A 26,065-nucleotide genomic window follows, 5' to 3' on the forward strand; every position below is an offset into this window, starting at 1 on the left:
GTGCTGTTTCTATTCTAAAAGCGGATTGGTGGTTGCGTTACCGCGTGGCGAAGCCATCGGCATTCGTGGCGGTGCAGTCTTCCACATCAAATCAATCTCTTCGGGTGTGAGTCCGTAAGCTTGATTGATTAAGTCTGAAAGTTGGCGTTCGAGTTTTTGGGCTTCGATCGCTCTTGTTTGAATGGGAAGTGCATACTCGTTGTAAACTTCGGTGACTTCTTTCATGCCTGCAATGCCTAATCGATCGCTGCTTTTTGATCCGGCTTTGGGAATGCGGTTGCGGACTTCTTCGATCAGGTCTTGTTTGCTGAGGGTGGCGAAGGTTTCGAGTTTTTGTCCGAGTTTTTCCATGCGAAAGCGCGATCGTAACCAGTCATGCACATCACGATAGCCGGATTGGTTGGCTTGGGTGATTTCGATGAGGCGTTGAACGAGGGGTTCGACTTGCGATCGGATTTCTGGGGTGGGTTCTGCGATCGGAAGAGTTTCTGTAGAAGGATTGAACATTCTCAGGGCTTCATCTTTTGCGTGTACACAGTTTCGCCACATATAAGCCCACATAAGAGGCGAATTCAGAGCAGCTAACAGGTAGAGATCTGAACTTGGACATAGGTAAGAAGTATTAAGAAGGTAAGTCGCATCCTCAGATAATGCAAATTGTGGTCTCCAAATAATGTCTGGATACACTATTTTTGGTTTTTCAAAAACCTCGTAAGACGCTAAACTTCCTTGATGTTCCCACCATGCTTGTTTTCCTGCTCTAGCTTCTAATTTTGAGCGATATTGTTCTAAATGATCTTTAATTTCTGGGTAATCCTCAAGTTCTGCCTCCTGCCGAATAACGATCATCCAGAGTTCTTGCCAATTCGATTTCCATCTCTTTATGTCTTGTCCTCGTAAACAAGCCTTAATTGCGTTGCCAGATTTTGGATTTAATTGAATTAAGCGTTTTCTTGTTTCATCGTCGATCAGAAATGCTTCGTTGTATCCCGTTTTGATTCCATAGACTGGCTTGATACCAACAAATTCTTTCAGCGGAACTCCTGATTTTTGAATCTTTTGCATTAACTTATCCACGTCTGGAATCTCTAAACTCCACGCTTCTGAACTAAAGCGATTCCAAGGAACTTCATAGCCTTCATCTCTCACATAATCAGTAAGGCTAAGGTTTGATAATTTTTCTCGTGGAACAGGACAAACAATCACTTCTTTTTGTTGCGTCTCTGTTTCTATCTTCTGCTTCTTTCGCGCTACCACAATACAAGGAAACGTATCAGCATCCTGAAAGATCGGTGCGTGACCAAAATCGATGATTTGATCAAACACACAGTTTTCAGTAAAAAAGCGGCGCAACGGCTCACCATATCCAGAGCGAAACCATTTATTCGTCACAATATAGGACAACACCCCATCCGGTTTCAGAATGTTGATGCCCTGTTCATAAAAATAGGTATACAAATCCGCTACGCCATCATAAGAGGCATAATTCGCCTGCAAATACGGCTTAACGTGCGATAAAAATTCCTGTCTCACATACGGCGGATTCCCAATCACCACATCAAATCCACCCGTCGCAAACACCGCTGCAAACTCCACCGCCCAATCAAACGCATTCATATCGGTCGATCGATCCGAAACGATCGAATTCCCAAACCGCACATTCCCATCTAAATTCGTCAGCGTCTTCCCCGGTGTTGCCGTCTTCAACCACAACGACAATTTCGTGATCTCCACTGATTCCGGAGACAAATCTACCCCAAATAGATTCTCAGTCAGGAGATGTTTATCGATCGTTGCTGCATCCTCAGTTTCGATTCCCAATGCTGCAAGCTGACGATTTACTCGATCGTGTTCCCCCCGCAAAAAGTCCAACGCCGCAATCAAAAACGCACCCGATCCACAAGCCGGATCAACCACGCGAACCGTTTTCAGCACCTCATCCCGATACGTCAGCCAAAACCGTTGCTCATCTGTTGCCGTTGAAGTTGGGTATCGATCTCGCAACGCCATCTCCCGCCGCGTCAAATATCCCCCGATCGCAGTCGAGACAATATACTGTGTCACCCAAGCAGGCGTGTAGTACACCCCTTGCGTTTTCCGCTTGCCTTTTTTCTGTTCCGCCTTGTCATATTTCTGCCCAGTCTTCTCCGCCTTCAACGCCTCCAAATCCGTAATCGACTGCTCAAAGATCCGTCCCAACACATCCGCCGACACATCCGTATCAAACTCAAACCGCGTCAAACTCACTAACCTTTCACAGCGAGAATCGGGCACAGTTAAGGTTTCATCCAGTACCGGATCATAAGCAAACAATCCGCCGTTATATCCCGCGATCGGCGGTTCCGAATTTCCTCGATCGACCCAGCGAAACAACTGCTTAAACAACTCCCAAACCGTCATCGGCACGTATGGATTCTTGGCTTGATAAGCATTTTTCAGCGTGTCTCTCGGTAACAGCCCTTGATCCTCACAAAATGCGATAAACAAAACTCGATCGAGTAACTTCTGCGCCTTCTCAATCAGCACCAATTCCTGATTCGATTCCGTCTGCTGCAACCGAATAAAGTCATTCACCAACAATTCTCGAATGCTCTTGTACTCGGCATACAGATCTTCAGTGACTTCTTCTTGTCGGCTCTCCGATTCTTTCAGTAATCGATCAATTCTCGACTCCTGTTCTTTCGCCGACTGCAACGGTAAAAAGTTCTGCCGACACAGCAAGAAATAGAATCGCTTAAACGCCTCCAAATCCTTCAAATCTTCAAGAAAAAACGCCTCATAAAACGCGGTACTCTTCGTCGTCTGATAAATCCGCGTCTCAATATAGTTCGACACCAGCACCCATCGACAACCGGGCGAATGATTTGCATACCGCCATCCCTGATCGACAGGCGACTCACTCGCCTTTTGTCGATCGAGATCCACCTTCGCGCCTTTTAGCTCGATCGGTGCAATCACTCGCCCTTCAAGCTGGACTTTTTTTCCGGTCGTTGTCCGTCCGCTAAAAAACCCGATCGCACCATCCGCCGATCCGCCACCATTTGCGATCGTCGCTTCAGCGGCAAGTTCCCAAAGTTTTCCGCCCCCTGCGATCACCGATCGATATCCCAACACATCTTGAAAGATATCTCGCAAAAAATCCCCATGCAGCGAGACTTCTTTCGCTTGATACAGCGTTCCCGACTCCAGCAGTTCCATCCATTGCAAAACCGTTTGATGCTTCTGCTTCAAATCCAATGGAAAAACAAACTGACTCACCGCCTGATTCAAAATTTTGCGATTGAATAGCGCTTTATCTGTGCGGTTTATCATTGTCGATCGCTCCCGTCTCTCTCAAAACATCATCGCTGCTCTCTTCAATCCGACCATTCTCACTTCAAATCGAAATATTCCAGTATCAAGATAGAAAGTTCTATCAAAAAGGCAGAACGTTTCATCACAAAGATAAAAAGTTCTAATGTGAAATGAGAAAGTTTCATCAAATTGATAGAAATTTCCTTCTTAAAGTAAGAACATTCTCACTCTGCATCGGACTGTTCTCACTTAAAACAGCAACATTCCTCTTTTTAGACCAATCCGCGACTATTGACACACCAATTTTGCGGTCTCAATCTCGAATTGTCTTTAATCTTCAAACACAGGCGACCACAATTCTGAAATTTGTACTTCCCATCCCGGCAACAAATCGGGAAGGGTCAACACATCGCCATCTTTCAGCGTCACAGGTTCCATATTCGATCGACGAACCTCAATCCATCTCTGCCCTGGATGAATCAAGATGCCGACTCTCGATCCCTGTGCCAAAAACTGATCAATCTTGGCGCGTAATGCCTTGATACTATCGCTCGGAGACTTCACCTCAACCATCAGATCGGGTGCAAGTTCCGCAAAACTCTGAGGACTCCGGCGCAATCGCTCTGCCTGCACAAACGACACATCTGGAGCGCGGGTATCTGAGTCAGGCAACACAAATCCCGCCCCTGCTCCCGTCACTCGTCCCAACTTACGAGGTCTCACCCAGTTCCGCAACTGGGCACTAAATTCTGATGCCACTTCATCCGATTCGTAACCCGAAGGACTCATAATCACCACTTCTCCATCAATCAGTTCAATTTGGTAGTCCTGATGAAGCTGACCAAGCTGAGCTTGCACAATTTCTAGGTCTTTCACCGTGAGAGACATAACAACCTCCTAAGACTTACTTTCTATTTTCGTCTTCGATCGAACTTTTCCTAATGCCAGTATGATAGGCAATCATCTACGCGATCGAGCTATGACCTCTATTCGCCTTCCCAGGCTGATTAATGCTGCTGAACGTCCGTCCCTTTCCCGCCAAATGATGCGAATTGGGGCAGTGATTGTTCTAGTCTTTGTGGCGATCGCGCTTTTCGCTCCAATTCTGCAAGCGATCGGTCTAATCCAAAGCCCGACTGAATTTCTCGATAATCCCCCTCATGCAGCACCCAACCTAAGATATTGGTTTGGAACCTCTAGCCTCGGATACGATGTCTTTTCTCGAACCCTGTTTGGCACACAAGCCGCGATTCAAGTGGTGATTCTAGCAACGGCACTAAGTCTAATTGTGGGTGTGCCGTTGGGAATGGTGAGCGGCTATCGGGGAGGAAGACTCGATCGAGCTTTATTGTTTCTGATGGATACGATCTATACGCTGCCAGGATTATTGCTTTCGGTTACTTTGGCGTTTGTCGTAGGACGAGGCGTGTTTAACGCAGCGATCGCGCTCAGTATCGCGTATGTGCCTCAATATTATCGAGTCGTGCGCAATCAAACGGTCAGTGTGAAAACGGAACTGTTTATTGAAGCGGCTCAAGCGATGGGAGCTTCGACGTGGCGAGTATTATCCAAGTATTTGTTCGCAAACGTGATTCAAAGTGTTCCAGTTCTATTCACTTTGAATGCAGCAGACGCGATTTTGACTCTCGGTGGATTAGGATTTCTTGGATTAGGTTTGCCCGATGAAGTTCCAGAATGGGGACACGATCTAAGAGAGGCACTAGACGCGCTTTCAACGGGTGGAATTTGGTGGACGGCGCTATTTCCAGGATTGGCGATGACATTAATGGTCGTGGGATTGTCCTTATTTGGTGAAGGACTGAACGAATTTGTCGATCGTAAAACTCGTTAAATTCCCAAAGGCATCCGTAAACTGGCAAAATTACTGAGTTAGGAAGCGAACTTTAACCGGATTTCGCCCGAAATTCTGCGAAAAGTGAATCGGATCGTCAATTCGATCGAGCGACTTTCGCAAATCAAAAATATTTCTGTCAATAATAGAGGCTGAATCCGTTTAAACTTCACCAAAGCTTTACCCAAACTTAGTCGCGATTACTGATGACCCAGACGACTTCTAATCCTGCCTTCCGCTATCCGCAGAAAACCCTCGATCGAGCCGCTCGTGCTGTTCGTTGCGCCCCGTTTCGACTGAAATTCTACGCAGTCATGCTCGATCACAGTGTCGCGCTCAATTCTCTCACCGGAACGGCTGGCATTCGGAATCAGTACAGCAAGCGAAGTCTCTCAGAACTCTCGGCAGACGGGGAATTGCTCTGGCTGATTCAAGTTGGACTCTTGCGGCGTGAAGTGGACGGGCAAGGATTAACCGATAGTTTTCGGCTAACTCCGCTCGGTCGGCAACTCGTTCAACATTGGCAAGCCGTGGGGGGATATGGCAAAGCGAATTTTAGCGATCGACTTTTCAATGCGATGAATCGCTGGTTACGACTCCCGTTCTAGTATCTATCCGGAGGTGAATGAATGAAAGCTGTCATGGTTGTGGGCACGACTTCCCACGCAGGAAAATCAATGGTTGCAACTGCCTTATGTCGAATTCTGGCGCGTCAGGGCTTCCGAGTGTCGCCGTTCAAAGGGCAAAATATGGCGCTCAATTCGTATGTCACCGCGAACGGGGGCGAGATCGGATATGCTCAAGCGGTTCAAGCTTGGGCGGCAGGAGTTCAACCTTGGGTTGAGATGAATCCAATTTTGTTAAAGCCTCAAGGCGATATGACTTCTCAGGTCATTGTGAAAGGGCGCGTCGTCGGACGAACAGGCGCGGCGGACTATTATGAGAACTTTTTTGAACCGGGATGGGCAGCGATCGAGGATTCTCTCAAACGAATTAGCGAGGAGTTCGATTTTATTGTCTGTGAAGGCGCGGGCAGTCCAGCCGAAATTAACTTAAAACATCGTGACTTAACGAATATGCGGGTCGCGAAGTACTTAAACGCGCCCACAATTTTAGTCGTAGATATCGATCGGGGTGGCGCGTTCGCTCACGTTGTCGGAACTTTAGAGTTACTTGATCCAGACGAACGCGCATTAATCAAAGGCGTTGTCATTAATAAGTTCCGGGGACAACGATCGTTACTGGATTCGGGAATTGAATGGCTGGAGAAGAAAACGGGCATTCCGGTCATTGGTGTGATTCCGTGGCTCGATCAGGTTTTCCCGGCAGAGGATTCGCTATCGTTGTTCGATCGTGCTCCGAATACTAAGGGCGATATTACGATCGGAGTGGTTCGACTTCCACGAATTTCTAATTTCACTGATTTCGATCCGCTTGAATCTGAACCTTCGGTGAATGTGAAATATCTCCATCCGAAACAGCCGTTAGGACATCCGGATGCCGTGATTATTCCAGGATCGAAAACGACGATCGCAGATTTAATCGCGCTCCACAAATCCGGTATGGCAGAAGAAATCCAAAACTATCTCGCTGCGGGTGGAACAGTTCTCGGCATCTGTGGCGGATTCCAAATGCTTGGTAAGATTCTTGCTGACCCAGAAGGCATTGAAGGACAAGAAGGACGATATCGCGGTTTAGGACTCCTGCCGCTTAAAACAGTGATTGCAGGTCAGAAAATCGCCCGTCAGCGCAATGTGACTTCCAACTTCCCCCAAGATGGATTGCCCGTCTCAGGCTACGAAATTCACCAAGGTAGAACCCGTTTACTCGAAGAATCCGAAGGAACGAAAGCCTTATTCGATGATGCCAATCTTGGTGTTGTAGACGAATCGCAATCGATTTGGGGAACTTACCTGCATGGTATTTTCGATAATGGTCCTTGGAGACGTGCTTGGTTAAATCGACTGCGCCAACAACGCGGATTACGATCGCTGCCGACCGGAGTAGCAAATTATCGAGAACAGCGGGAATTGATGTTAGACCAGTTGGCGGACTCGATCGAGCCTCATCTCGATCTCAAACCAATTTTGCCCTAGCCAAGAGACCATCCAGTTCCAAAAAAACAAGCGCATCGGAATTCATCCTGAATGCGCTTTTATCCCTAACCCTTTCGGTGCAACGTACCCGTTTGTCCTTGATTCATACACTAAAGGCAAAATCCTCAAAAGCCCGTAGCGTTTAGATATTCTTTAGAATCCTACTCATGAGTGTTCGCATTCGATTCCTTCCCGATGATGTCACCGTCGATGCCGAAGTCGGCGAACCGCTTCTACAAGTTGCCGATCGAGCAGGCGTATCGATTCCCACAGGCTGCCTCATGGGGTCGTGTCACGCCTGCGAAGTTGAGCTAGACGATGGAGAAACCGTCCGCAGTTGTATCGCTTCTGTGCCGCCTGGACGGGACAGCGTAACGATTAATCTCTTTTACGATCCGACTTGGTAAATGACATCGAAGGCTGATAGAATTCGTAAGCTTCAATTTGGTGTGTCCCTTAATCTTTGCTCAAAATCTTCTCGATCGATTGTTACACCGCGCTATCAGTCAGGGTCGCAGTAGCTCTTGGAACCGCTCCACACCCCGGAATCACTGAATAGAAATTCGATCGCACATTTCTAAATGGATTCGGTGGAAAGCATTCATGTTTTCCCCAGCTTTGACGTGAGTTTTCCACAGATTCGCGGAGTTATCCACAGCGAAAAAGTCGTTCCTGTGGATAAACCGTGGAACCACTGAAAAACCGATTAGAATAAGTGCCATTTACGTCAGTAGTCTTCAGAATTTAGAAAGTGAGATCGCTGAAAGCCCCATTCTTACGTTGTATTCGGCTCAAACTGATCCTCCGTGATACATTTTCTGCATTGACAGAATTTCACCCTTTCCCGCACAATAAGACCGTTCAATCAGCCGCGCGAAAAATGGCTAAAACCAGTACAAATGCTACGTTCTAGCCGCTTTATAAGTGCGAGTTTGCACCGAAGCAGCAGGAAAGATTTTTTCCTGTGAAAGTTGACGTTTTCCACAGCCTGTTGAAAAGCGAGGTTCGACTTTGCACATTCTCAGAAACCTGTTAGAGATGAGAGTTATGTACCCGATCGTAAGCATCTTGACCGAACTCCCCGAAGCCCTTCATTCTTCTTTAGCGACCTATTTAGAAAAACATCCCGACTGGGATCAAGATCAAGTTCTCACTGCCGCATTGAGCCTCTTTTTATTGCAGAATGGAGAATGCGATCGATCAACCACTGCGGTTTACCTCGATACGCTTTTCAAACACTCTGCATAACGATTCTTATGGCATATCAGTGGTTTAAGGCATTTCACATTGTGGGAATTGTCTGCTGGTTTGCGGGACTGTTTTACCTGCCGCGCTTATTTGTCTATCACGCGGAAGCGAACGAACAAGCAGAACCCGCTCGCAGCATTCTCAGAAATCAGTATCAAATCATGGAGAAGCGCCTCTATCGCATCATCATGACCCCGGCATTGCTGTTGACGATCGCAATGGCGATCGGGCTAGTTTACACAGAACCCGATGTGCTCAAGCAGCCTTGGCTTCACATTAAGTTAGCCTGCGTTGCATTGTTGATTGTTTACGATCATCTGTGCTTGAGAATTATGAAAAGCCTTGCCGCTGATACGTGCAAGCTCACGGGACAACAATTCCGCTGGTTTAATGAATTCCCAACCGTTCTGTTTGTAATTGTGGTGATGCTGGCTGTCTTTAAAAACGACATTCCAACCAGTGCTACCGCTTGGGGTATCTTTGGCATGATTGTGGCGATGGCAGCCTTTATCCAGCTTTACGCCAAGAAACGTCGCCTTGCAAGAGAGCAAATGGCTGCCGCCCCAACGACAGAAGCGAGTGCATAACTTGATTTCTTCATATTTTTAGAAAAGGCGTTCTGACGAGCGTCTTTTTTTGTAAGAGTGTGTTCGAGAGGTGAGCGTTTATCGCATTCACCCGCCCGGACATGAATCTCCGGGCTAATCAGGGAAGCCGACTGAACTGGGCTAAGAACTCCGAATTACGCTCTAAGTCCGCTTCAGCGGGTTTCCTCCATTAGCCCAGAAATTCATGTCCGGGCGGACTGGCAACGCAGCAAAGCCGCTTTTTATCCTTCTCAAACACCCTCTAAGCTCGACTCGATTCGTGCTGATGCGATGATTTTGCTTCAGTCTGACGAAGCCATCCTCCACATTGAGTTTCAAACGCTACCCAAAGAAGAGATTCCCTTTCGGAAGCTCGATTATCGAGTCCGGGGGAAGCGACGCTACAAGACTAAAACAATGCAGCAAGTCGATTCAACGAGAAGCCGAGGCAAGGGCAGAGGCGAGAAAGCAAAGAGAGATTGCCTGCCCATAATTCATTACGAGAAGGCTTTCCAGTTGATGCTGTTGCGCGGATTACGGGATTATCGATCGATGAAGTTCAACAACTCCAACAACAACTAAACGAGTCCACACAAAGTTAATGTACGGGAAAATAGTTGTAGAGACATGCACTCAACGTTCAAGAGACAGAATCCCTCGAATTGAGCGCGATCGAAACTTCAACTCAATGCGAGAAATTCTGTCCCTCTAATCACTCAGAAGCGCGATTTTTACTAGACCTTCTTCAGCCAGCTAAACATCGATCGTAGATCTTTACCGACTTCTTCGATCGGGTGTTCTGCTTCCCGTCGCCGCATTGCCATAAATCCAGCCTTACCCGACTGATTTTCCAACACGAATTCCCGCGCAAATTGTCCGGTTTGAATCTCTTCGAGAATCTTCTTCATCTCTGCACGAGTCGCATCGGTCACGATTCGAGGTCCGCGAGTCAGATCGCCATATTCAGCGGTATTGGAGATGCTATCGCGCATACTTGCCAAACCACCTTCGACAATCAGATCCACAATCAGTTTCACTTCATGCAGACACTCAAAGTAAGCTAGTTCTGGCTGATATCCAGCATTGACTAGCGTTTCAAATCCAGCTTTGATCAAAGCACTCAAACCACCGCAAAGGACAACCTGTTCACCGAACAAGTCGGTTTCGGTTTCTTCACGGAATGTGGTTTCGAGAACGCCAGCGCGAGTTCCGCCGATACCTTTCGCGTATGCCATTGCTCGATCGCGGGCTTGTCCAGTTGCATCTTGATAAACCGCGAACAATGCGGGAACGCCTTGACCTTGCTCGTAAGTCCGACGAACTAAATGTCCAGGACCTTTCGGAGCAACCATGACGACATCAACATCGGCAGGCGGCACGATTTGACCAAAGTTAATGTTAAAACCGTGTGCAAACAGCAGAACATTTCCAGCACTCAGATTTGGCTCGATTTCGTGTTGGTAGACACTTCTTTGCACTTCATCCGGTAGCAGAATCATGATGAAATCCGCAGCTTTCGCCGCATCTGCAACAGAATGAACTGTGAGTCCTGCGTCTTTTGCCTTCGCTGCAGACTTGCTACCTGGATACAGCCCGACGATGACGTTCATGCCGCTGTCTTTCAGGTTGAGGGCGTGGGCGTGCCCTTGGGAACCGTAACCGATAATTGCGATCGTTTTTCCCGCAAGTAAATCTAAGTTGGCATCAGCGTCATAATACATCCGAGCCATATTTCAAAGTCTCCTTCCAGCAAGTCGATAAATTGGGGTGTCAGAACCGTTAATCTTATCAGAAAATGTCTGTCACCAATCGTCGTAGTTTGCTTCGCCTTCTGCGGCGCGGGGGATCACGGTGGGGGGTGGGGAGTAGGGGACTAATTCGAGTTGGCGGTTGGGTGATTTAGGTTTTGTTTTCTGGTTCGGTTTGCGTCGTCTTGATACACCTTCCTCGTTCGTATCTTCTGCCACGACTTCGTAGAGGATTGCGAGTTTGGTGGGGTCTTTGCTCTTTCTGAGAATTCGTCCCATGCGCTGAATGTATTCGCGGGCTGATCCGGTTCCTGAAAGCACGATCGCAATACTCGCGTCAGGCACGTCTACACCTTCGTTTAGTACACGAGAAGCAACGAGCGATCGATAGTCTCCTTGCTTAAATTTCGTCAGAATCTCATGACGTTCCTTAACTGGAGTTTGGTGCGTAATGGCAGGGATCAATAGATCTTGAGAAATGCGATAAACCGTTGCATTATCATCTGTGAAAATTAGAGTGCGTTCGGGATAGTGGCGAGCGAGAAGATCAGATAAGACTCGTAATTTTCCTTCAGTTCCGAATGCGATCGACTTGGCTTCTCGGTGAGCTAACATTGCTTTTCGTCCAGCTTTCGATCGTGCACTCGCTTGAACAAATCGCTGCCAGCCTTGAGCGTTACTAAGATAGATATTTGCTTCTTTTAGAAAGGCGTTGCGAATTTGAATCAGTTGATCGTAGCGTTCGCGTTCTTGCTTAGACAGTGAAACTTTAATCTCGATCGCTTCATGTTTCGCGAGTGCTGATCCTGATAGTTCCTCTGCTGTTCTTCGATAAACTTCTTCACCGATTAGAAGCCTTAGATCTTCGTGCTTACCGTCGCTGCGTTCTGGAGTTGCGGTTAATCCTAATCGATAGGGCGCGATCGCATATTCCGCAATCACTCGATTAAAATCACTCGGCAAATGATGGCATTCATCGAATACTAGTAGCGCGTATTGACTGCCTAATGTTTCGGCATTAATCGCAGCACTGTCATAGGTCGAGATCAAAATCGGAGTACGATCGCGCGATCCTCCGCCTAACAATCCAATCTCTGTATCTGGAAATGCTGCACAGAGATTTGCATACCATTGGTGCATGAGATCCAACGTTGGAACCATGATCAACGTGCTGCGCTGTGTCGCTTGAATCGCTAATTGAGCAAGATACGTTTTACCTGCTGCGGTGGGTAAGACAACGACTCCTAATCGACCTGAATTTTTCCAGGCTGCGAGAGCTTCTTTCTGATGCGGGTAAGGTTCCATTTCGACCGCAGGCACAAGCTCGATCGCATCAAATCCTTTGGCTCGATCGTCGATTTCGGTTCCTTCCGATCGCAATGCCAGAACCAATTCCCGATACTGATGAGCGGGAACGCGAAACTTTTCGATGCGATCGTCCCACACTGCAAACTCAACCCACGCTTTGCCTCTGGGCGGCGGGTGAAGAATGAGCGTACCGCGATCGTATGTTAGGCAAGGCATTCTCGGCATAGTACATTTGTCGCTTAACCTTATTGCTCATCGTACAGGGTTTTTGAGTTGAAGTCTAAGAGGGTGTTTTCAAGGTAGTCGTTCATCGCATTCACCCGCCCCGGAATGAATTCGGGGCTAACAGAACAAAGTCCACTGAAGGGGACTGCGGAGACAATTTCAACCTCTTCAGTCCTGTTCACAGGACTTCGCACCGATAGCCCCGAATTCATTCCGGGGCGAGATAGCCCGCAGCGCAGAGACTTTCGTTAGCGAAGAGACTTGCATTACTTCTCAACCATCCTCTAACCGCCAATCTGTGACATTGTTCGCTGATACTTACCAGTCGTTCCTGATTCGCGTTGTTTGTAGTTAATCTCAGGCTTTAGATTTAATAATTCGCTGACTTGTTCGCGGAGTTCTTTGGTTGAAATGCCCGATCGTAGTTGTGTTCTCAAATCGATTTGTCCAATCTCGTTCAGCAAGCAAGGACGCAGCCAACCATCCGCAGAAAGACGCATTCGATTACAGCGATCGCAGAAACATTCTGACATTTGACTGATAAAGCCTAATGTTCCTTTCGCGCCTGGAATTCGGAACACATCAGCAGGACCGTTTCCTTTGACATTCGACTCCGTTAATCCCCAACGTTGTCGAATTTGTTGCCGAATGGCTTCTGAATCAATCCAGCCTTGTTGAGTGAAGAGATCGCCGTTCCCGATCGGCATAAATTCGATAAATCGGACGTGCCATTCTCGATCGAGACTCAATGCCGCTAACTCTAATACTTCGTGATCGTTCACACCAGGAATCACAACCACATTCAGCTTGAGCGGATCAAATCCAATTCGATGCGCGGTCTGAATTCCGCTCCAGACTTGTTGCCAGCGAGATTTCCCGCGATTGCCAATAATACGATCGAACGTCTCAGGCTCTAAGGAATCTAGGCTGATATTGATGCGTCTCAGTCCTGCATCGTAGAGATCTTGCGCCATCGAATCGAGCAGAAAGGCATTCGTCGTCATCGAAAGATCTTGAGTTTCGGGAAATTGCGCGATCGTTCTCACAATCTCCACGACTCCCGGACGAATCAGCGGTTCGCCTCCGGTCAATCGAAACCGCGTAAATCCCACTGGGATAAACACTTCCCGCAGTAGCGTCGTCAATTCTTCCTGTGTGAGAAGGTTTTGCTGCAACACATATTCGAGATCGCTTCCTTCCGGCATACAGTACTGACACCGGAAATTACATCGATCGACCAAACTAATTCGCAAATAATCCACTTGATTCATGTTTTCATTCTGCCGGATTCGTACCCTAGCATCAAATCAAATCGGCATAGAATCGATCGGTGGGCATTTTTGATTCGTGCAAGACCGCTTTCACGCTCACACTGCTGGATGAAACTCTATCTTTAAAGCAAGTCTAATATATTACCTTTGGTGGGTTAGCGCTCTGCCAACCAAGCCTCCAAATCTGACAAACTGGTGAAATCTAACAGCGCCTCGCCTAAATCTTCCAGCATCGGCAGAGATAATGTTAAAAGCCGCGATCGCACTTCTTCCGAAAGTTCTTGTCTCAGTCGTCGGGATAATTGTCGCGTGACCAAAGCGATCGCCTCTTCCTCGCGTCCTTCCTCGCGTCCTTCCTCGCGTCCTTCCTCTAGGATTGCCTGATAAGTCACTGACTCCCGCATCACATCTCTCCTAATCAATTGTGCAATCACTCCTGCTTCAAATTTTAGCCCAGACAGCACATAAGTCGCCGCCATTGCCTCGTGCTGCTGTGACTCGTCTTCGATGTTCTGAATCTCTCGCACTGCTTGTCGTAAGGTCTGGATCGGGTTGTCGCTACGGCTGAGTCCCACAAACGGCAGCAAACCCGGAAACGCTATCAACTCCTCAGCAGGCACTTCCCAAATCCGAACCACGTTGAATTCCGCATACATTCCCGCAATTTCAAAGTAATTCTGATACACCCGCTCTGAAGTTGTTTCTCGCAAATAGATCACAACTTGGTGAATCGTCTTGTCTGGAAATTTGCGATGCAGACGTAAGCGGTAATCTGCTAATCGCATCGGCACATCATCTTTCGGATCGGTTTGGAATTCGATATGAACAATTTCGTTCTGACCTTGAAGCAGAATCACTCGATCTGCTCTGATTGGCTCGATCGAGAGTTCAGTCGGACTCAGTTCAGTTAAAGGAACCCGGTAGCCGAGCAACCAGCTTGCAAAGTCTTCAGGAAAGATTTCAGCGAGCCGCCGACAGGTCGTATCAAAGCTCATTACTAGCTACCGTTTACGGATTGATTGAGCGGTGCTGCCGCTGGCTCAGAGTATCACTGGACGTTCACAAATCACAAGTTATGTCGCGCTTTAACGAATGCGATCGCATGATGCTCTGTAACAGGTTCATCGATCGAGCTTTCCCTATAGAGCGATCGCACTACAATTGGGGCATTGATTCGCGGAGTCGTTATGATTGATCTCTACTATTGGACAACGCCGAACGGTCACAAGATTACGATGTTTCTGGAAGAGGTTGGACTACCCTACACGCTTGTACCTATCAATATTGGCAAGGGCGATCAGTTTCAACCGGACTTTCTAAAAATTGCTCCAAACAATCGAATTCCTGCGATCGTCGATCGTGATCCCACTGGCGGCGGTGAACCGATTTCCGTTTTTGAATCGGGCGCAATTTTGCTCTATCTCGCTGAAAAAACAGGTCAATTCATCCCGTCTGATTTGCGTGGACGAACGGAAGTGCTGCAATGGCTATTTTGGCAAATGGGCGGATTGGGACCGATGGCGGGACAGAATCATCATTTCAGCCAGTACGCACCTGAGAAAATTCCTTATGCGATCGATCGATACGTCAACGAAACCGGACGATTGTATGCAGTGCTGAATAAGCGATTAAGCGATCGTGAATTCGTAGCGGGTGAGTATTCGATCGCGGATATGGCGAGTTACCCCTGGATTGTGCCTTATGAGCGACAAGGACAGAACCTTGAAGAATTTCCGAATCTAAAGCGATGGTTTGAGGCGATTCGATCGCGTCCAGCTACAATTCGAGCTTATGAGAAAGCGGAAGCATTCAAGGCAGATCAGATTAGTCCCGATCAGGCACGAGAATTATTATTCAATCAATCGGCAGGAACCGTAAAACATTGATCGTTGTGCCGTCAAATTTGTAGAGACGCGATTAGAATCACTGCATTTCGTGTTCGCGTCTCTACGTCGTCAGGTGAGCGAATCGGCTCGTCGGGTAAACGAATCGTGTCGTGGCATGAACGAATCGCGTCGTGACATAAACGATTCGGTTCGTGAGTTCAATTGGTTCGGCTTGTGGCATAAACGATTCGGCTCGTAAGTTCAACTGATCGTTCCGTGAGTTCAATCGATCGTTCCGTGAGTTTAATCGATCGTTCCGTGGCATAAACGATTCGTTCCGTGGCATAAACGAATCGTTCCGTGGCATAAACGATTCGGTTCGTACCATGAACGATTCGGCTTGTGGATGAATTGTCACGTCTATGATCGTCAACAATCGAATCAAGCCGATTTGAAGAACCGAATAATCTCTCGAACATTCTCCAAGAATTGCCCATCTGTAGACAATTGCGCGATCGCATTTCTCGCCTCTCTCGACAATCGTTCATGTTCCGCCTGATTTGTCGATCGCAAATCTTCCTGCATTGCCGCAACTCTTGTTAGATCCTGCCGCAACGCATTCATCTCACGCTGTTGTGATGCAATCAAAGAATTCACATTCTCTACATTCAGTTCAAACTGCAATTGTTCTGTTGATCCTTCTAAGGTCAACACTCGATCTCTAAGTTCTAAAACATCTTGGCGCGGATATTTGAACTGTTGGCGTAATATTGCAATCCGAGTCGCAAAGTAGCGATAAGTTGCGATCGCAGGACGCAATCCAGTCAACAACAACGCCGCACCAGAGCCAATGTAACCAATTGATGTAATATTCGCGATCGCGAGTCCATACAATGCGATCGCAGAAATTCCATGCAGCAGAAGAACAATCCAAAGCGATCGCGTTCCTAACACTCGGATATAGTCAACTTTCGTCGGATCAACAGTAATTCCTTGCTCGATCGAGTATTCTGCCTCAGCTAATGCTGCCTTCGCTTCAAAATAAATGTTCCACGGAACAGTCACAATAATCAGCAACCAGCCAAAGATCGCAACCCCAATCACCCAATCGAGAAAGCTACCCGTTGGAATATCCAGCCATTGCAATCCAGCGAAACTCAGAAGTAATAAAACAACGATCGAGAATCCAATCCCTAAATACGTGGACATAACCGCTCACCAATCACTGTGGTTTGATTGTGCGGGTTATCTTTAGCAATGCTCAAAAACTTGTGACGGTTCTCAAAGCGATCAGAAAAGGGCGATCGAAAAAGGGTGAAGCCAACTGACTCCACCCTTTTCCTAGATCATCGCTCAGGGATTGATCGCACCGTAGTAGATTGCAGCAACAATCAATAAACCGAGCAAACTCAATGTGACGATCGCTCGAAATGCCATACAGCTAAACTCGCCGCTATGCGAATTTTCCTGTTGTTGCAGCAATCAAGAAGGCAGCATACGTCAGAATGTAACCCACCGTGAAGTGAACTAACCCGACTAACCAACCTTGTACGATCGACAATGCGACTGGCTTATCTTTGAACCGAATCAAGTTCGCCAACGGAGTCCGTTCATGTGCCCAAACCAGCGTTTCAATTAGCTCTTGCCAATATCCCCGCCAGCTAATCAGGAACATAAAGCCCGTTGCCCAGACCAAGTGACCAAAGAGGAACATCCACGCCCAGACTGAAAGATTGCTAGTTCCGTAGACGTTGTACCCGTTGATCAATGGTGCTGAATACTGCCAGAGATAATCGCGCAGCCAGCCCATCAGATAAGTTGAGCTTTCATTGAACTGCGCCACGTTCCCCGACCAGATCGCCAGATGCTTCCAGTGCCAGTAGAAAGTGACCCAACCGATCGTATTCAACATCCAGAAGATTGCGAGATAGAAAGACTGTTCCCAAGACGCGATTTGGCAAGTGCCGCCCCGTCCAGGACCATCACACGGGAAGTTAAACCCGAAGTCTTTCTTATCTGGCATCAACTTACTACCACGAGCATCTAACGCACCTTTGAGGCAGATCAAAGTCGTGACGTGCAAGCCAAGTGCGATCGCATGGTGAACCAAAAAGTCCCCAGGACCAATGGTAAGGAACAATGAATTTGTCCCACTGTTGATTGCATCTAACCAACCCGGCAAGTAAGGCGCACCCGGATTCGACGCAATACTATCGGGGTTCGACAGCAGTGCATTAAATCCATACAACGCTTTACCATGCGAAGCTTGGACAAACTGAGCAAACACAGGCTCAATCAGAATTTGCTTCTCTGGTGCTCCAAATGCAACTTGCACATCGTTATGAACATACAAGCCAAGCGTGTGGAATCCAAGGAACAGCGAAACCCAACTGAGGTGCGAAATTAGAGCTTCTTTATGTCCTAACAATCGTGCCAGCACATTGTTCTGGTTATTGTCGGGATCATAGTCTCTCACCCAGAAGATAGCTGCGTGAGCAAATGCTCCCACCATGAAGAATCCAGCAAGATACTGGTGGTGCGTGTACAACGATGCTTGAGTAGTGAAATCCTTCGCCATAAACGCATACGGCGGCATCGCATACATGTGTTGAGCTACCACAGAAAGCGCCGTACCTAATGCAGCCAGGTGAATCCCTAACTGGAAGTGCAGCGAATTGTTGTAGGTGTCATACAGTCCAACGTGCGGCAGATTGCCTTGACCGTTGATGGTTTTACCAAAGAAATTCTTCGCGTTGAGAATGTCTCTGATGCTGTGACCAATCCCGAAGTTAGTTCGGTACATGTGACCCGCAATGATGAAGATCACCGCGATCGCTAAGTGGTGATGCGCCATGTCAGTCAACCACAGCGATTCTGTTTGCGGATGGAATCCTCCCAAGAAGGTCAAAATGGCAGTTCCCGAACCTTCTCCTGTCCCAAAAATATGGTTCGCAGTATCCGGATTTTGAGCATAAGCCGCCCAATCTCCAGTAAAGAAAGGTCGCAGTCCCGCAGGGTGTGGCAACGTGGTTAAGAAGTTCTCCCAACCGACGTGCTGACCACGAGACTCAGGAATTGCTACGTGAATCAAGTGACCTGCCCAAGCGAGTGAGCTAACCCCAAACAAACCTGCCAAGTGGTGGTTTAGTCGCGATTCAGCATTCTTAAACCAAGCTAAACTCGGACGGAATTTCGGTTGCAAATGCAGCCAACCTGCAAACAAGAACAATGCTGCAATCAAGAGCAAAAAGACTGCCCCTTGATAGAGATCCGCATTGGTTCTCATGCCGATCGTGTACCACCAGTGATACACACCCGAATAAGCGATGTTCACTGGATAGTCAGCCCCACCTTGGGTGTAAGCCTCGATCGCAGGTTTACCAAACTGAGGGTCCCAAATCGCATGAGCGATCGGGCGAACATGCAGGGGATCTTTAATCCACTGCGGAAAGTTGCCCTGCCATGCGACGTGGAACAGGAGGCTAGAAGTCCATAAGAAAATAATTGCAACGTGACCAAAATGAGTCGCAAAAATCTTTTGATAAAGCTTCTCTTCGGTCATGCCGTCATGACTTTCAAAGTCATGTGCAGTCGCAATCCCATACCAAAGTCGTCGTGTTGTGGGATCTTGTGCAAGATCCTGGCTAAATTTCGGAAATTTAGTCGCCATATAATTTGACTACTCTCATCTCTAGGGAAATCAAAGTGAGGTGTAGATTGAGCATTAACAAAGCTCGCTCGATAGTTCAATAGATTAATCAAAGTTCGACTCTCAGAGCTACGACCTAAGGTAGAGAATCCGTTTTACAATTCTTGCGTTTTTTATCGGAATTTCTGATGACGATTTAATCTGTCTCAAAATTGTCCCGATTTCGGTGCTAAGTTACAGAATTTGAATGAGGTGAGATTAAAAACCTCTGGGGAACTCTAGGGGGCATCTAGGCTCTATCAGAGGAGGAAATTCATGGATTCGAGAGTGGCGGAGCGGATGAGTCGGATTTTGACGCTGACAGGTGCAATATCTTTGGGTGTCTTGGCAGCAGGGGTCGGACGATCGCTGACCGCAAAATCCTTCGATTCGATGGGCGGTGGCTCGCTCTCCTCGAATGTTCCTGTTTCTCAACCGAAACAGCTTCAACGATCCAAAACGATTCGCTCTAATGCTGCTTTTTCCCAAGCACAGATTGACTACTTCATGGAAGTTGCAATGGGTTCGGAGTACAACCAGCAAGGGACACCCAGAATCCGTAAATGGAGTGGAGACATTCGCGTTCAAATCTTGGGCAGACCGACCAGTGAAGACCTAAGAACCTTGCAAGCTGTCGTCAGCGAAATCAATGGATTAACAGGTGGCGCGATCCGGCTGCAACTGGTGAATAGCAATCCAAATGTCACAATACACTTTGTTCCAGAATCCCAGTTCCGCACGATCGAGCCTGCTTACATTCCCGTCAATTTCGGCTTTTTTGTCACGCGCTGGAACAATCAAGGCATCATCAATCGAGCAAATGTTCTGGTTACTACGACCGGAGTGACGCAGAGAGAGCGATCGCATTTAATCCGAGAGGAACTCACTCAGGCGCTTGGTTTAATGCAAGACTCTTATCGCTATGCCGATAGTATGTTCTATCAACCTTGGACAGATGTGACGCGCTTTTCTGAACTCGATCGAGCATTGATCCAAATGCTTTATTTGCCGCAAATTCGACCCGGAATGACTCAAGCAGAGGTCTCAAGGACGCTCAATTCGATCCGAGCAACCCGTTAACATAGAAATGCACTGATAGCGCGAAATTCTATGTTGGCTTCTTCGTTAGGTTCTCAATCGATCTCTGCTCATCCGAATGATCATTTTGTGATTACGATCGCGCCCTTGTCGATCGATGAAGTTTACAAGCAAGCGGATGATGCGGCGAATGGTGCGATCGTGCTGATGAGCGGCATGGTTCGCAACAATAGCGAAGGGTTTTCAGTGCTGCATCTGGAATATCAAGCCTACGAACCGATGGCAGTTCAGGTCTTCAGACAGATTGCAGCGGAGATTCGGCAGACCTGGAGCGATGTAACTCATGTTGTAATTCACCATCGCGTAGGACGCTTAGAGATTGGTGAAATTAGTGTGTTGATTGCGGTGGGATGTCCGCATCGCAAGGAAGCATTTGAGGCGTGTCAATATGCGATCGACACTCTAAAACATCGTGCGCCAATTTGGAAAAAGGAGGTCTATACAGGTCGAGATGGTACGATCCAATCCGCGTGGGTCAAATGCTGTTGAGCTTTCTTGTGGTCAAACAAAGAAGACAGAAAAACTAGATATTTATCCAGTCCGCGTGGAATAGGTAGGCGGCGGCTTGATCGAATACAGTGGGATGCAACAATTCCCCGGCAAAGGTCGCTTGGGGTTGAGCGAGTGCCGAGTCCAGCGGCGGGGTCACGGATTCCGGGTGCACCGCCAAATTGTTGAATGACTGCCTCGTGTGCTCCGATCGCTTCTTCTAGCGTGATCCATTCAGGCATCGGCAAGTCGCTCATACAACTCCCGGTCTTGTAGCTGATATTTCAGCGTTACCTTACATTTCTGCTCCGAATGCTTCTTCTCAAGACCTTAAAGAATCTATGGAACGGGTTCAACTAATCGAACCGATTGTTACAGGATGTGCGAAAGCAGGACACTATGCTGAGGTTGGAAATTACTCAGAGGCAAAGAAATTTGCGAACCGCGTTAAGGATGCAACTGAAAAAGAAAAATGTCTGAATTTGCTTGAATGTGCAATCTCCACATCAACTTAAACTCGCCGCTGAGTTTTTGCTTGTTGTGTTATTGAAAAAATGGGCACTATGAATCTACGAAGTAATTTTGCCTGTTACGGTGTGTTGTCTAGCTCAGTGACATGACAGATGCTTTAAGAAACCCTAAAAAAAGGAGAATTTCATGTCGAGCGCTGGACTCAATCAGTGGGTTGTGAGTGGCAACCTAGCGGCAGATGCAACAGTAAAAACAGTGACGCTTAAAGATGGTCGAGAAGCGAAAGTTGCCAATGCGACGCTCTATGTCCAGAAGCCTCGTAATCGGGAAGAATCTTTTACTGTGTCCCTGAACATTTGGGAAAAATCAGCGGCTTGGCGAGTGTTGCCCTACTTGAAGAAGGGATCGTTAATTATCTGCACGGGTGATGTTGAACCGAATCCCTTTATTTCAAGCAATGGTAATGTGCCAAGAGCAGGATTGAAGATGACGGTGCTGGATGTGCATCTCGATCGCGTAAAAGAAGATGAACTAGAAAACTCCGAAGAGCAAGTTGCAGTTCCGGTTTAGTCAATCAAGCACTGCGATCGCTAAAAGGGATTACTTGCCTTTTACCTGAATGTAATTTCTGTGTTTTGACTCAGTAAAAAAGCTGCTCCATCTTAGGGCAGCTTTTTAAGTTCTAAACAATTGCGCTGACTGCGGGCGTAGCAATGATGAATAGATCGATCGTTTCTTCCGCAGGTTGCTTCACATCTACGCGCACTCCAGGACCGAAGAAGGTCGTCATTTTCTCAATCTTGCTTTGCCAGGTTTCGATCGAGATAAACGGTGAATCGAATTCGAGAATCATCGCATAAGCTCCATCAACATTCTCTTCGCGAATGCCGACTATCGTGGGTCGATCGTCATCAGTTGGAGCCAAGCCCAAGAACTTCAAGGCGCTATCCAAATGCGCTTCTTGTCCATAGCGATACCGAGTCAAATCATCATAGATCTGTTTCTGCGTGTCGGTTGCTTGAGTTGCTTTGAGCGATTCCACTTCGGGAGTGGTTGGAATGGTCAGCGGCACGGGACGGAGTTCGGTAATTCTCAGCGCAATTCCACCTAAAATCAGCGGAATTCCGTAAAAGAAACCAATCATATTAAGCGCTGCATAATTGAGCACGTAGGCGGTAAATCCGATAACGGTGATTACGATTCCTCCACCCAGGCACAACGCACCCAAAGGAGGCAAACGACGAAGGAGCGATGACATAGGCTATGATTTGCAAAATTTATTAATTTTTATTATCGCTGATGTGAGGGGTGCTCTTCACACAGTTTTACGCAAGTTGTCGATCGAATCTTTTACGCTGGAAACAGTATTCAAATCGAAAGTTCAGTATGAATCGTGCCGTCATCAAGTTTTCGTCCGAAGATTGTGGAATCTGCCATAAAATGTCGTTCTACGATCAGAAAGTGGTTGAGGAATTGGGCTTGCAGTTCGTCGATGTGAAGATGCAAGATACTGCTACTTATCGCAAGTACCGCAAGATTTTGTTAACGCAATATCCTGATAAAGCCGAGATGGGATGGCCCACTTATATCGTTTGCGATTCGCCCGAAGAGAACTTTAAAATCTTGGGCGAAGTGAAAGGCGGACATCCTAAAGGGGAGTTTCGCAGTCGATTGCAAGCTGTGTTGGCAGAGTCGAATTGATTTACATCGGCGCGGCTTCCAGGCTGAAAGTCGCGCTGTTTTTTAACGCACGATCGCTAAAGCGCTCTCAACTGTCGAAGGCAATCGCCGCAAAATTTTGCCCTTCACTATATCGACCGGAACCAGAACTACGCGACCGCTCACGTACAAGACTGAACGATCGAGAGAGCGAATCTCATACTCGACTGGGAGTTTGACACCCTCGATCGACATTAATCGCGTTTTGACGATCGCTTTCATGCCCATGCGTAGCGGTTGGTGATAGCGAATCGATAAATCAATCACCGGTAAATTACAGCCCATCTCAACTAATTGCGCGAAATCGATTCCACGTGACTGGAGAAATTCGATCCGAGCTTCTTCGAGCCAAGCAATATAGGCTCCATGCCATACCACACCTGCATAATCCGTATGGTGAGCATAAACCGTGATTGGATAGTCGAACCAATCAAGCGAGATCGTTGATGGGACAAGGTTAGAGGTTGGTAACTGAGGAGACTGAGACACGATCGTTCTTCACAAACCATAATGAACACAGGGTCGCCCCAAAGCCTAGACTTGAGACAGACCGAGAAAATACGCTCGATCTTGAGACCACCCTGTTTTAAAGTCTACGCAGAAACGAGGCGATGCGATGATAGAAAAAATTTTATTAGCCGATTCTGGAGCGGGGCGTTCGGAGGATATGCTGAACGCGCTCATGGCGATTCCGTCCGTTCAGCGATCGATGGTGACAGTGCTTCACGTCGTTCCCCCACAAACCAGTTCAGATGCAATGGCGGAAAAGTGGGAAGAAGGTGGAAAACTTCTGGCAAAAGCGGCTCAGTCTCTTAAAGCCGAACCCAGTCACGTTTCGGCGATGCTGCGTCAAGGTGATCCCAAAACCGAAGTGCTGAAAGCAGCCGATGAGATCAATGCAGATCTGATCATTATGGGATCGCGTGGGCTGAAGCGATTGGTTTCAATCCTGGAAAATTCGGTGAGTCAGTATGTGTTTCAGCTTTCATCACGTCCGATGTTGCTGGTAAAAGACGACATTTTCGTGCGGGCAATTAATCGGGTGACAGTTGCGATCGACAAGTCCGAAGCCTCAAAACAATGCCTAAAATTAGCGCTCTTTTTGCTGAGAGATATTAAGGGCGGTCAGTTAATTCTCGTGAATGTGGATGCTGATCCGAAAGCGACTGAGAAGGCAGGAGCGGAAGCTGAAAAGGTTCCAGTGTTTGCGGACGCGATCGCACAAGCAAAACAGTACGGCGTAAGTTATAAAGCGATCGTGACGACCGGAAAAGCAGGTGAAGCAATTTGTCGGATTGCAGATGAAACGAAGACTGATTTATTAATGTTAGGGTCACCTGATCGCAGACCTTCGATCGCGAAAGGATTACCCGATCTTGATCGATTGTTGGGAACATCGTTATCGGATTATGTGCGGGTGTATGCGAATTGTCCGGTGTTGTTGACGCGGACGGTGGGATAGTTCGATTTTTGAGATAGAGACGCGAACACTAAGGAGATTTATCGAAAACAAATTACCCGCTGTCTTCGGCTTCGCTCAGTCAGCTAGAGATCGCGCCCTGAGCGAAGCCGAAGGGCAGTCTTTCAAGCGGTAAGCTCTTTCGTAGAAATCTCCTAAGATGTACAAAGATTCGTGTCTCTATCCTCGATCTAACTTTGATCAATCCTCGATCGCTTCTCCGCCAACCACGACATCCCGAATTCGTAAACTCGGACCGCCACACCCGACTGCTAATCCGCTCTGTCCCCCTTTGCCACATCCACCAGACTCATCCCAGAAGAAATCATCCCCGATCGCTTCAATATCCGCCAAAGTCTTGAACGCATTTCCCGATAGAGTCACATCCCGTACAGGCTCGGCAATTTCGCCATTTCGGATCATCCAAGCCTCACCAGCGGTAAATGTGAACATTTCACCATTCGTCATTCCGCCGATCCAATTCCGGGCATAGACTCCTTCTTTGATGTCCTGGAACAGGTCTTTCACAGGCGTTTTACCGCGCTCGATCCAAGTATTCGTCATTCGCACGATCGGCGGATAGTGATAGTTCAAACAGCGAGCATTTCCGGTTGGTGCTTCTTCTAATTTGCCTGCGGTTTCACGAGAATGCAGCCGACCGACGAGAACACCATCTCTGATCAATTGTGTCGTAGTGGCAGGAACGCCTTCATCGTCGTAGAAATAGCTGCCTCGATGACCCTCGATCGCGGCTCCATCATAAATTTGCAATTCCGGTGATCCAAACCGTCGTCCAATACTCATCACTTCCAAAATGTCGGGATTCTCATACGCCATGTCCGCCTCGGATAAATGCCCGAACGCCTCATGCACGAATAAGCCCGACAAAATTGGATCGATCACAACGGTATAGGCATTTCCTTTCACAGGCGGAAGCGAGAGAGAGTTCACCGCTCGTTGTGCTGCTTCTTGCACTTGTCGATCGAGTCCCAGTAAATCCTCATAAGCCTTTCGCGATCCTACGGTTTCTCGCCCCGTCTGAACCGTTTCGCCATCTCGTGCAGTTGCCGCAAATCGCATCTCTAGATCGACCCACGACTGCTCGATCATCGTCCCGTCTGAAGTTGCCAGAATCATCCGCTGAGCGCTGTCGCCATATCGTACAGAAATCGTCGCAATTCGAGGATCAACGCTGCGAAGAATTTCTCCATAATGTTGGCAGAGCGCTTTCTTTTGAGCCAAAGGAATCTGACGCGGATCGCTTCCGGTGAGTAACAACGATCGCTGATCTTGAACGGGGGCAACCGGAGCCAAAAGCGTCTCATCGGTTCCGACTAATCTTGCAGCCGCGATCGCATCTTCCACTCGCGCTTTCAGACTGGATAATTGGTTAAAGCTAGAAAAGCCCCAACCGCCTTTATAACAGGCGCGGACTTGTCCCCCGATCGAAATCCCTTCACTCAACGTTTCGATCTTGTGCCCCCGCAGCAAGATATCTGTGCCCTCTGCTGCCTCTAGGCGAATTGCCAAATAATCCACTCGGTGACGATACTGGCTGATCAAATCAGAAACTAAGTTCTTCGCGTCAGATAATGCTGAATTCATAACGTATTTCACGATCGCTGTTCTTATTGTGCGCTCGATCGACCCGCTCTGCAAAAAAGGAGCCGCATTCACGACTCCTCT

At 47.7% G+C, this 26,065-nt stretch carries 27 protein-coding genes; 13 read left to right on the forward strand and 14 right to left on the reverse strand.

Annotated elements, in window-relative coordinates:
- Positions 1-9: 9 nt before the first annotated feature.
- Complete coding sequence (locus tag ACQ4M5_RS03180; RefSeq protein ID WP_430674150.1) at positions 10-3,312, reverse strand: Eco57I restriction-modification methylase domain-containing protein; 3,303 nt, start codon at positions 3,310-3,312, stop codon at positions 10-12.
- Between the two features lie 312 nt (positions 3,313-3,624).
- Positions 3,625-4,182: a Uma2 family endonuclease gene (locus tag ACQ4M5_RS03185; RefSeq protein ID WP_430674151.1), complete on the reverse strand. Its 558-nt coding sequence runs from the start codon at positions 4,180-4,182 to the stop codon at positions 3,625-3,627.
- 91 nt (positions 4,183-4,273) lie between these two features.
- On the opposite strand from ACQ4M5_RS03185, the gene ACQ4M5_RS03190 reads away from it, so the two are divergent.
- The 7 genes from ACQ4M5_RS03190 to ACQ4M5_RS03220 all read left to right on the forward strand — a co-directional run bounded on the left by ACQ4M5_RS03190 (position 4,274) and on the right by ACQ4M5_RS03220 (position 9,659).
- Positions 4,274-5,146 (forward strand): ABC transporter permease, encoded by an 873-nt coding sequence (locus ACQ4M5_RS03190; protein WP_430674152.1) that lies wholly within the window; start codon positions 4,274-4,276, stop codon positions 5,144-5,146.
- A 206-nt stretch (positions 5,147-5,352) separates the two neighbouring features.
- Positions 5,353-5,754: an Npun_F0494 family protein gene (locus ACQ4M5_RS03195; RefSeq protein WP_430674153.1), complete on the forward strand. Its 402-nt coding sequence runs from the start codon at positions 5,353-5,355 to the stop codon at positions 5,752-5,754.
- Positions 5,755-5,775: 21 nt separating this feature from the next.
- Positions 5,776-7,242 carry a cobyric acid synthase CobQ gene (gene cobQ / locus ACQ4M5_RS03200; RefSeq protein WP_430674154.1) on the forward strand — a complete coding sequence of 489 codons (1,467 nt, stop codon included), beginning with the start codon at positions 5,776-5,778 and terminating at the stop codon, positions 7,240-7,242.
- Between the two features lie 167 nt (positions 7,243-7,409).
- Positions 7,410-7,649 (forward strand): 2Fe-2S iron-sulfur cluster-binding protein, encoded by a 240-nt coding sequence (locus ACQ4M5_RS03205; protein WP_430674155.1) that lies wholly within the window; start codon positions 7,410-7,412, stop codon positions 7,647-7,649.
- Positions 7,650-8,289: 640 nt separating this feature from the next.
- Positions 8,290-8,490 (forward strand): DUF2811 domain-containing protein, encoded by a 201-nt coding sequence (locus tag ACQ4M5_RS03210; RefSeq protein ID WP_068381549.1) that lies wholly within the window; start codon positions 8,290-8,292, stop codon positions 8,488-8,490.
- Between the two features lie 8 nt (positions 8,491-8,498).
- Positions 8,499-9,077, forward strand: coding sequence for a protoporphyrinogen oxidase HemJ (hemJ, locus tag ACQ4M5_RS03215; protein WP_430674156.1), 579 nt, complete (start codon positions 8,499-8,501; stop codon positions 9,075-9,077).
- 291 nt (positions 9,078-9,368) lie between these two features.
- Positions 9,369-9,659: a hypothetical protein gene (locus ACQ4M5_RS03220; protein ID WP_430674157.1), complete on the forward strand. Its 291-nt coding sequence runs from the start codon at positions 9,369-9,371 to the stop codon at positions 9,657-9,659.
- A gap of 152 nt (positions 9,660-9,811) precedes the next feature.
- On the opposite strand, the gene ilvC is transcribed toward ACQ4M5_RS03220, so the two are convergent.
- The 4 genes from ilvC to ACQ4M5_RS03240 all read right to left on the reverse strand — a co-directional run bounded on the left by ilvC (position 9,812) and on the right by ACQ4M5_RS03240 (position 14,624).
- Positions 9,812-10,807 carry a ketol-acid reductoisomerase gene (gene ilvC / locus ACQ4M5_RS03225; protein ID WP_430674158.1) on the reverse strand — a complete coding sequence of 332 codons (996 nt, stop codon included), beginning with the start codon at positions 10,805-10,807 and terminating at the stop codon, positions 9,812-9,814.
- Between the two features lie 72 nt (positions 10,808-10,879).
- On the reverse strand, positions 10,880-12,358 hold the full coding sequence (locus ACQ4M5_RS03230) for a DEAD/DEAH box helicase (RefSeq protein WP_430674159.1): 1,479 nt from the start codon (positions 12,356-12,358) through the stop codon (positions 10,880-10,882).
- Positions 12,359-12,642: 284 nt separating this feature from the next.
- Positions 12,643-13,629 (reverse strand): GTP 3',8-cyclase MoaA, encoded by a 987-nt coding sequence (gene moaA, locus ACQ4M5_RS03235; protein WP_430674160.1) that lies wholly within the window; start codon positions 13,627-13,629, stop codon positions 12,643-12,645.
- A gap of 155 nt (positions 13,630-13,784) precedes the next feature.
- Entirely contained in the window at positions 13,785-14,624 is an 840-nt protein-coding gene (locus ACQ4M5_RS03240) for an Rpn family recombination-promoting nuclease/putative transposase (RefSeq protein WP_430674161.1), read from the reverse strand.
- Between the two features lie 192 nt (positions 14,625-14,816).
- Between ACQ4M5_RS03240 and ACQ4M5_RS03245 the strand changes: the two genes are divergently transcribed.
- Positions 14,817-15,515 carry a glutathione binding-like protein gene (locus ACQ4M5_RS03245; protein ID WP_430674162.1) on the forward strand — a complete coding sequence of 233 codons (699 nt, stop codon included), beginning with the start codon at positions 14,817-14,819 and terminating at the stop codon, positions 15,513-15,515.
- A 61-nt stretch (positions 15,516-15,576) separates the two neighbouring features.
- On the opposite strand, the gene ACQ4M5_RS03250 is transcribed toward ACQ4M5_RS03245, so the two are convergent.
- The 4 genes from ACQ4M5_RS03250 to psaB form a co-directional block, all read right to left on the reverse strand.
- Positions 15,577-15,873 (reverse strand): hypothetical protein, encoded by a 297-nt coding sequence (locus tag ACQ4M5_RS03250; RefSeq protein ID WP_430674163.1) that lies wholly within the window; start codon positions 15,871-15,873, stop codon positions 15,577-15,579.
- A 23-nt stretch (positions 15,874-15,896) separates the two neighbouring features.
- Positions 15,897-16,664: a hypothetical protein gene (locus ACQ4M5_RS03255; RefSeq protein WP_430674164.1), complete on the reverse strand. Its 768-nt coding sequence runs from the start codon at positions 16,662-16,664 to the stop codon at positions 15,897-15,899.
- 144 nt (positions 16,665-16,808) lie between these two features.
- The gene (locus ACQ4M5_RS03260; protein WP_430674165.1) at positions 16,809-16,937 is read right to left on the reverse strand and encodes a hypothetical protein; all 129 of its coding nucleotides are present in this window, start codon (positions 16,935-16,937) and stop codon (positions 16,809-16,811) included.
- A complete protein-coding gene (gene psaB, locus ACQ4M5_RS03265; protein WP_430674166.1) occupies positions 16,909-19,125 on the reverse strand; it encodes a photosystem I core protein PsaB in 2,217 nt (738 codons plus the stop codon). The genes ACQ4M5_RS03260 and psaB overlap by 29 nt, the downstream gene beginning before the upstream one ends.
- A gap of 294 nt (positions 19,126-19,419) precedes the next feature.
- Here psaB and ACQ4M5_RS03270 point away from each other — a divergent pair, with 294 nt between their 5' ends.
- Positions 19,420-20,223: a DUF2927 domain-containing protein gene (locus ACQ4M5_RS03270; protein ID WP_430674167.1), complete on the forward strand. Its 804-nt coding sequence runs from the start codon at positions 19,420-19,422 to the stop codon at positions 20,221-20,223.
- Between the two features lie 30 nt (positions 20,224-20,253).
- Entirely contained in the window at positions 20,254-20,730 is a 477-nt protein-coding gene (locus ACQ4M5_RS03275; RefSeq protein ID WP_430674168.1) for a molybdenum cofactor biosynthesis protein MoaE, read from the forward strand.
- Here the strand turns inward: ACQ4M5_RS03275 and ACQ4M5_RS03280 are convergent.
- Complete coding sequence (locus ACQ4M5_RS03280; RefSeq protein ID WP_430674169.1) at positions 20,679-20,987, reverse strand: hypothetical protein; 309 nt, start codon at positions 20,985-20,987, stop codon at positions 20,679-20,681. The genes ACQ4M5_RS03275 and ACQ4M5_RS03280 overlap by 52 nt on opposite strands.
- A 400-nt stretch (positions 20,988-21,387) precedes the next feature.
- On the opposite strand from ACQ4M5_RS03280, the gene ACQ4M5_RS03285 reads away from it, so the two are divergent.
- Positions 21,388-21,771, forward strand: a complete 384-nt coding sequence (locus ACQ4M5_RS03285; protein ID WP_430674170.1) for a single-stranded DNA-binding protein — start codon at positions 21,388-21,390, stop codon at positions 21,769-21,771.
- Between the two features lie 112 nt (positions 21,772-21,883).
- Here the strand turns inward: ACQ4M5_RS03285 and ACQ4M5_RS03290 are convergent, their stop codons facing one another.
- Entirely contained in the window at positions 21,884-22,459 is a 576-nt protein-coding gene (locus ACQ4M5_RS03290) for a DUF2854 domain-containing protein (RefSeq protein ID WP_430674171.1), read from the reverse strand.
- Positions 22,460-22,587: 128 nt separating this feature from the next.
- Here ACQ4M5_RS03290 and ACQ4M5_RS03295 point away from each other — a divergent pair, with 128 nt between their 5' ends.
- Positions 22,588-22,902, forward strand: a complete 315-nt coding sequence (locus tag ACQ4M5_RS03295; RefSeq protein ID WP_430674172.1) for a thioredoxin family protein — start codon at positions 22,588-22,590, stop codon at positions 22,900-22,902.
- 42 nt (positions 22,903-22,944) lie between these two features.
- On the opposite strand, the gene ACQ4M5_RS03300 is transcribed toward ACQ4M5_RS03295, so the two are convergent.
- Entirely contained in the window at positions 22,945-23,409 is a 465-nt protein-coding gene (locus ACQ4M5_RS03300) for an acyl-CoA thioesterase (protein ID WP_430674173.1), read from the reverse strand.
- A gap of 127 nt (positions 23,410-23,536) precedes the next feature.
- Here ACQ4M5_RS03300 and ACQ4M5_RS03305 point away from each other — a divergent pair, with 127 nt between their 5' ends.
- Complete coding sequence (locus ACQ4M5_RS03305; protein WP_430674174.1) at positions 23,537-24,382, forward strand: universal stress protein; 846 nt, start codon at positions 23,537-23,539, stop codon at positions 24,380-24,382.
- A 198-nt stretch (positions 24,383-24,580) separates the two neighbouring features.
- On the opposite strand, the gene ACQ4M5_RS03310 is transcribed toward ACQ4M5_RS03305, so the two are convergent.
- Positions 24,581-25,984, reverse strand: coding sequence for a TldD/PmbA family protein (locus ACQ4M5_RS03310; RefSeq protein WP_430674175.1), 1,404 nt, complete (start codon positions 25,982-25,984; stop codon positions 24,581-24,583).
- Between the last annotated feature and the right edge of the window lie 81 nt (positions 25,985-26,065).

Source organism: Leptolyngbya sp. AN10 (assembly GCF_050565645.1).
GTDB lineage: Bacteria > Cyanobacteriota > Cyanobacteriia > Leptolyngbyales > Leptolyngbyaceae > Leptolyngbya.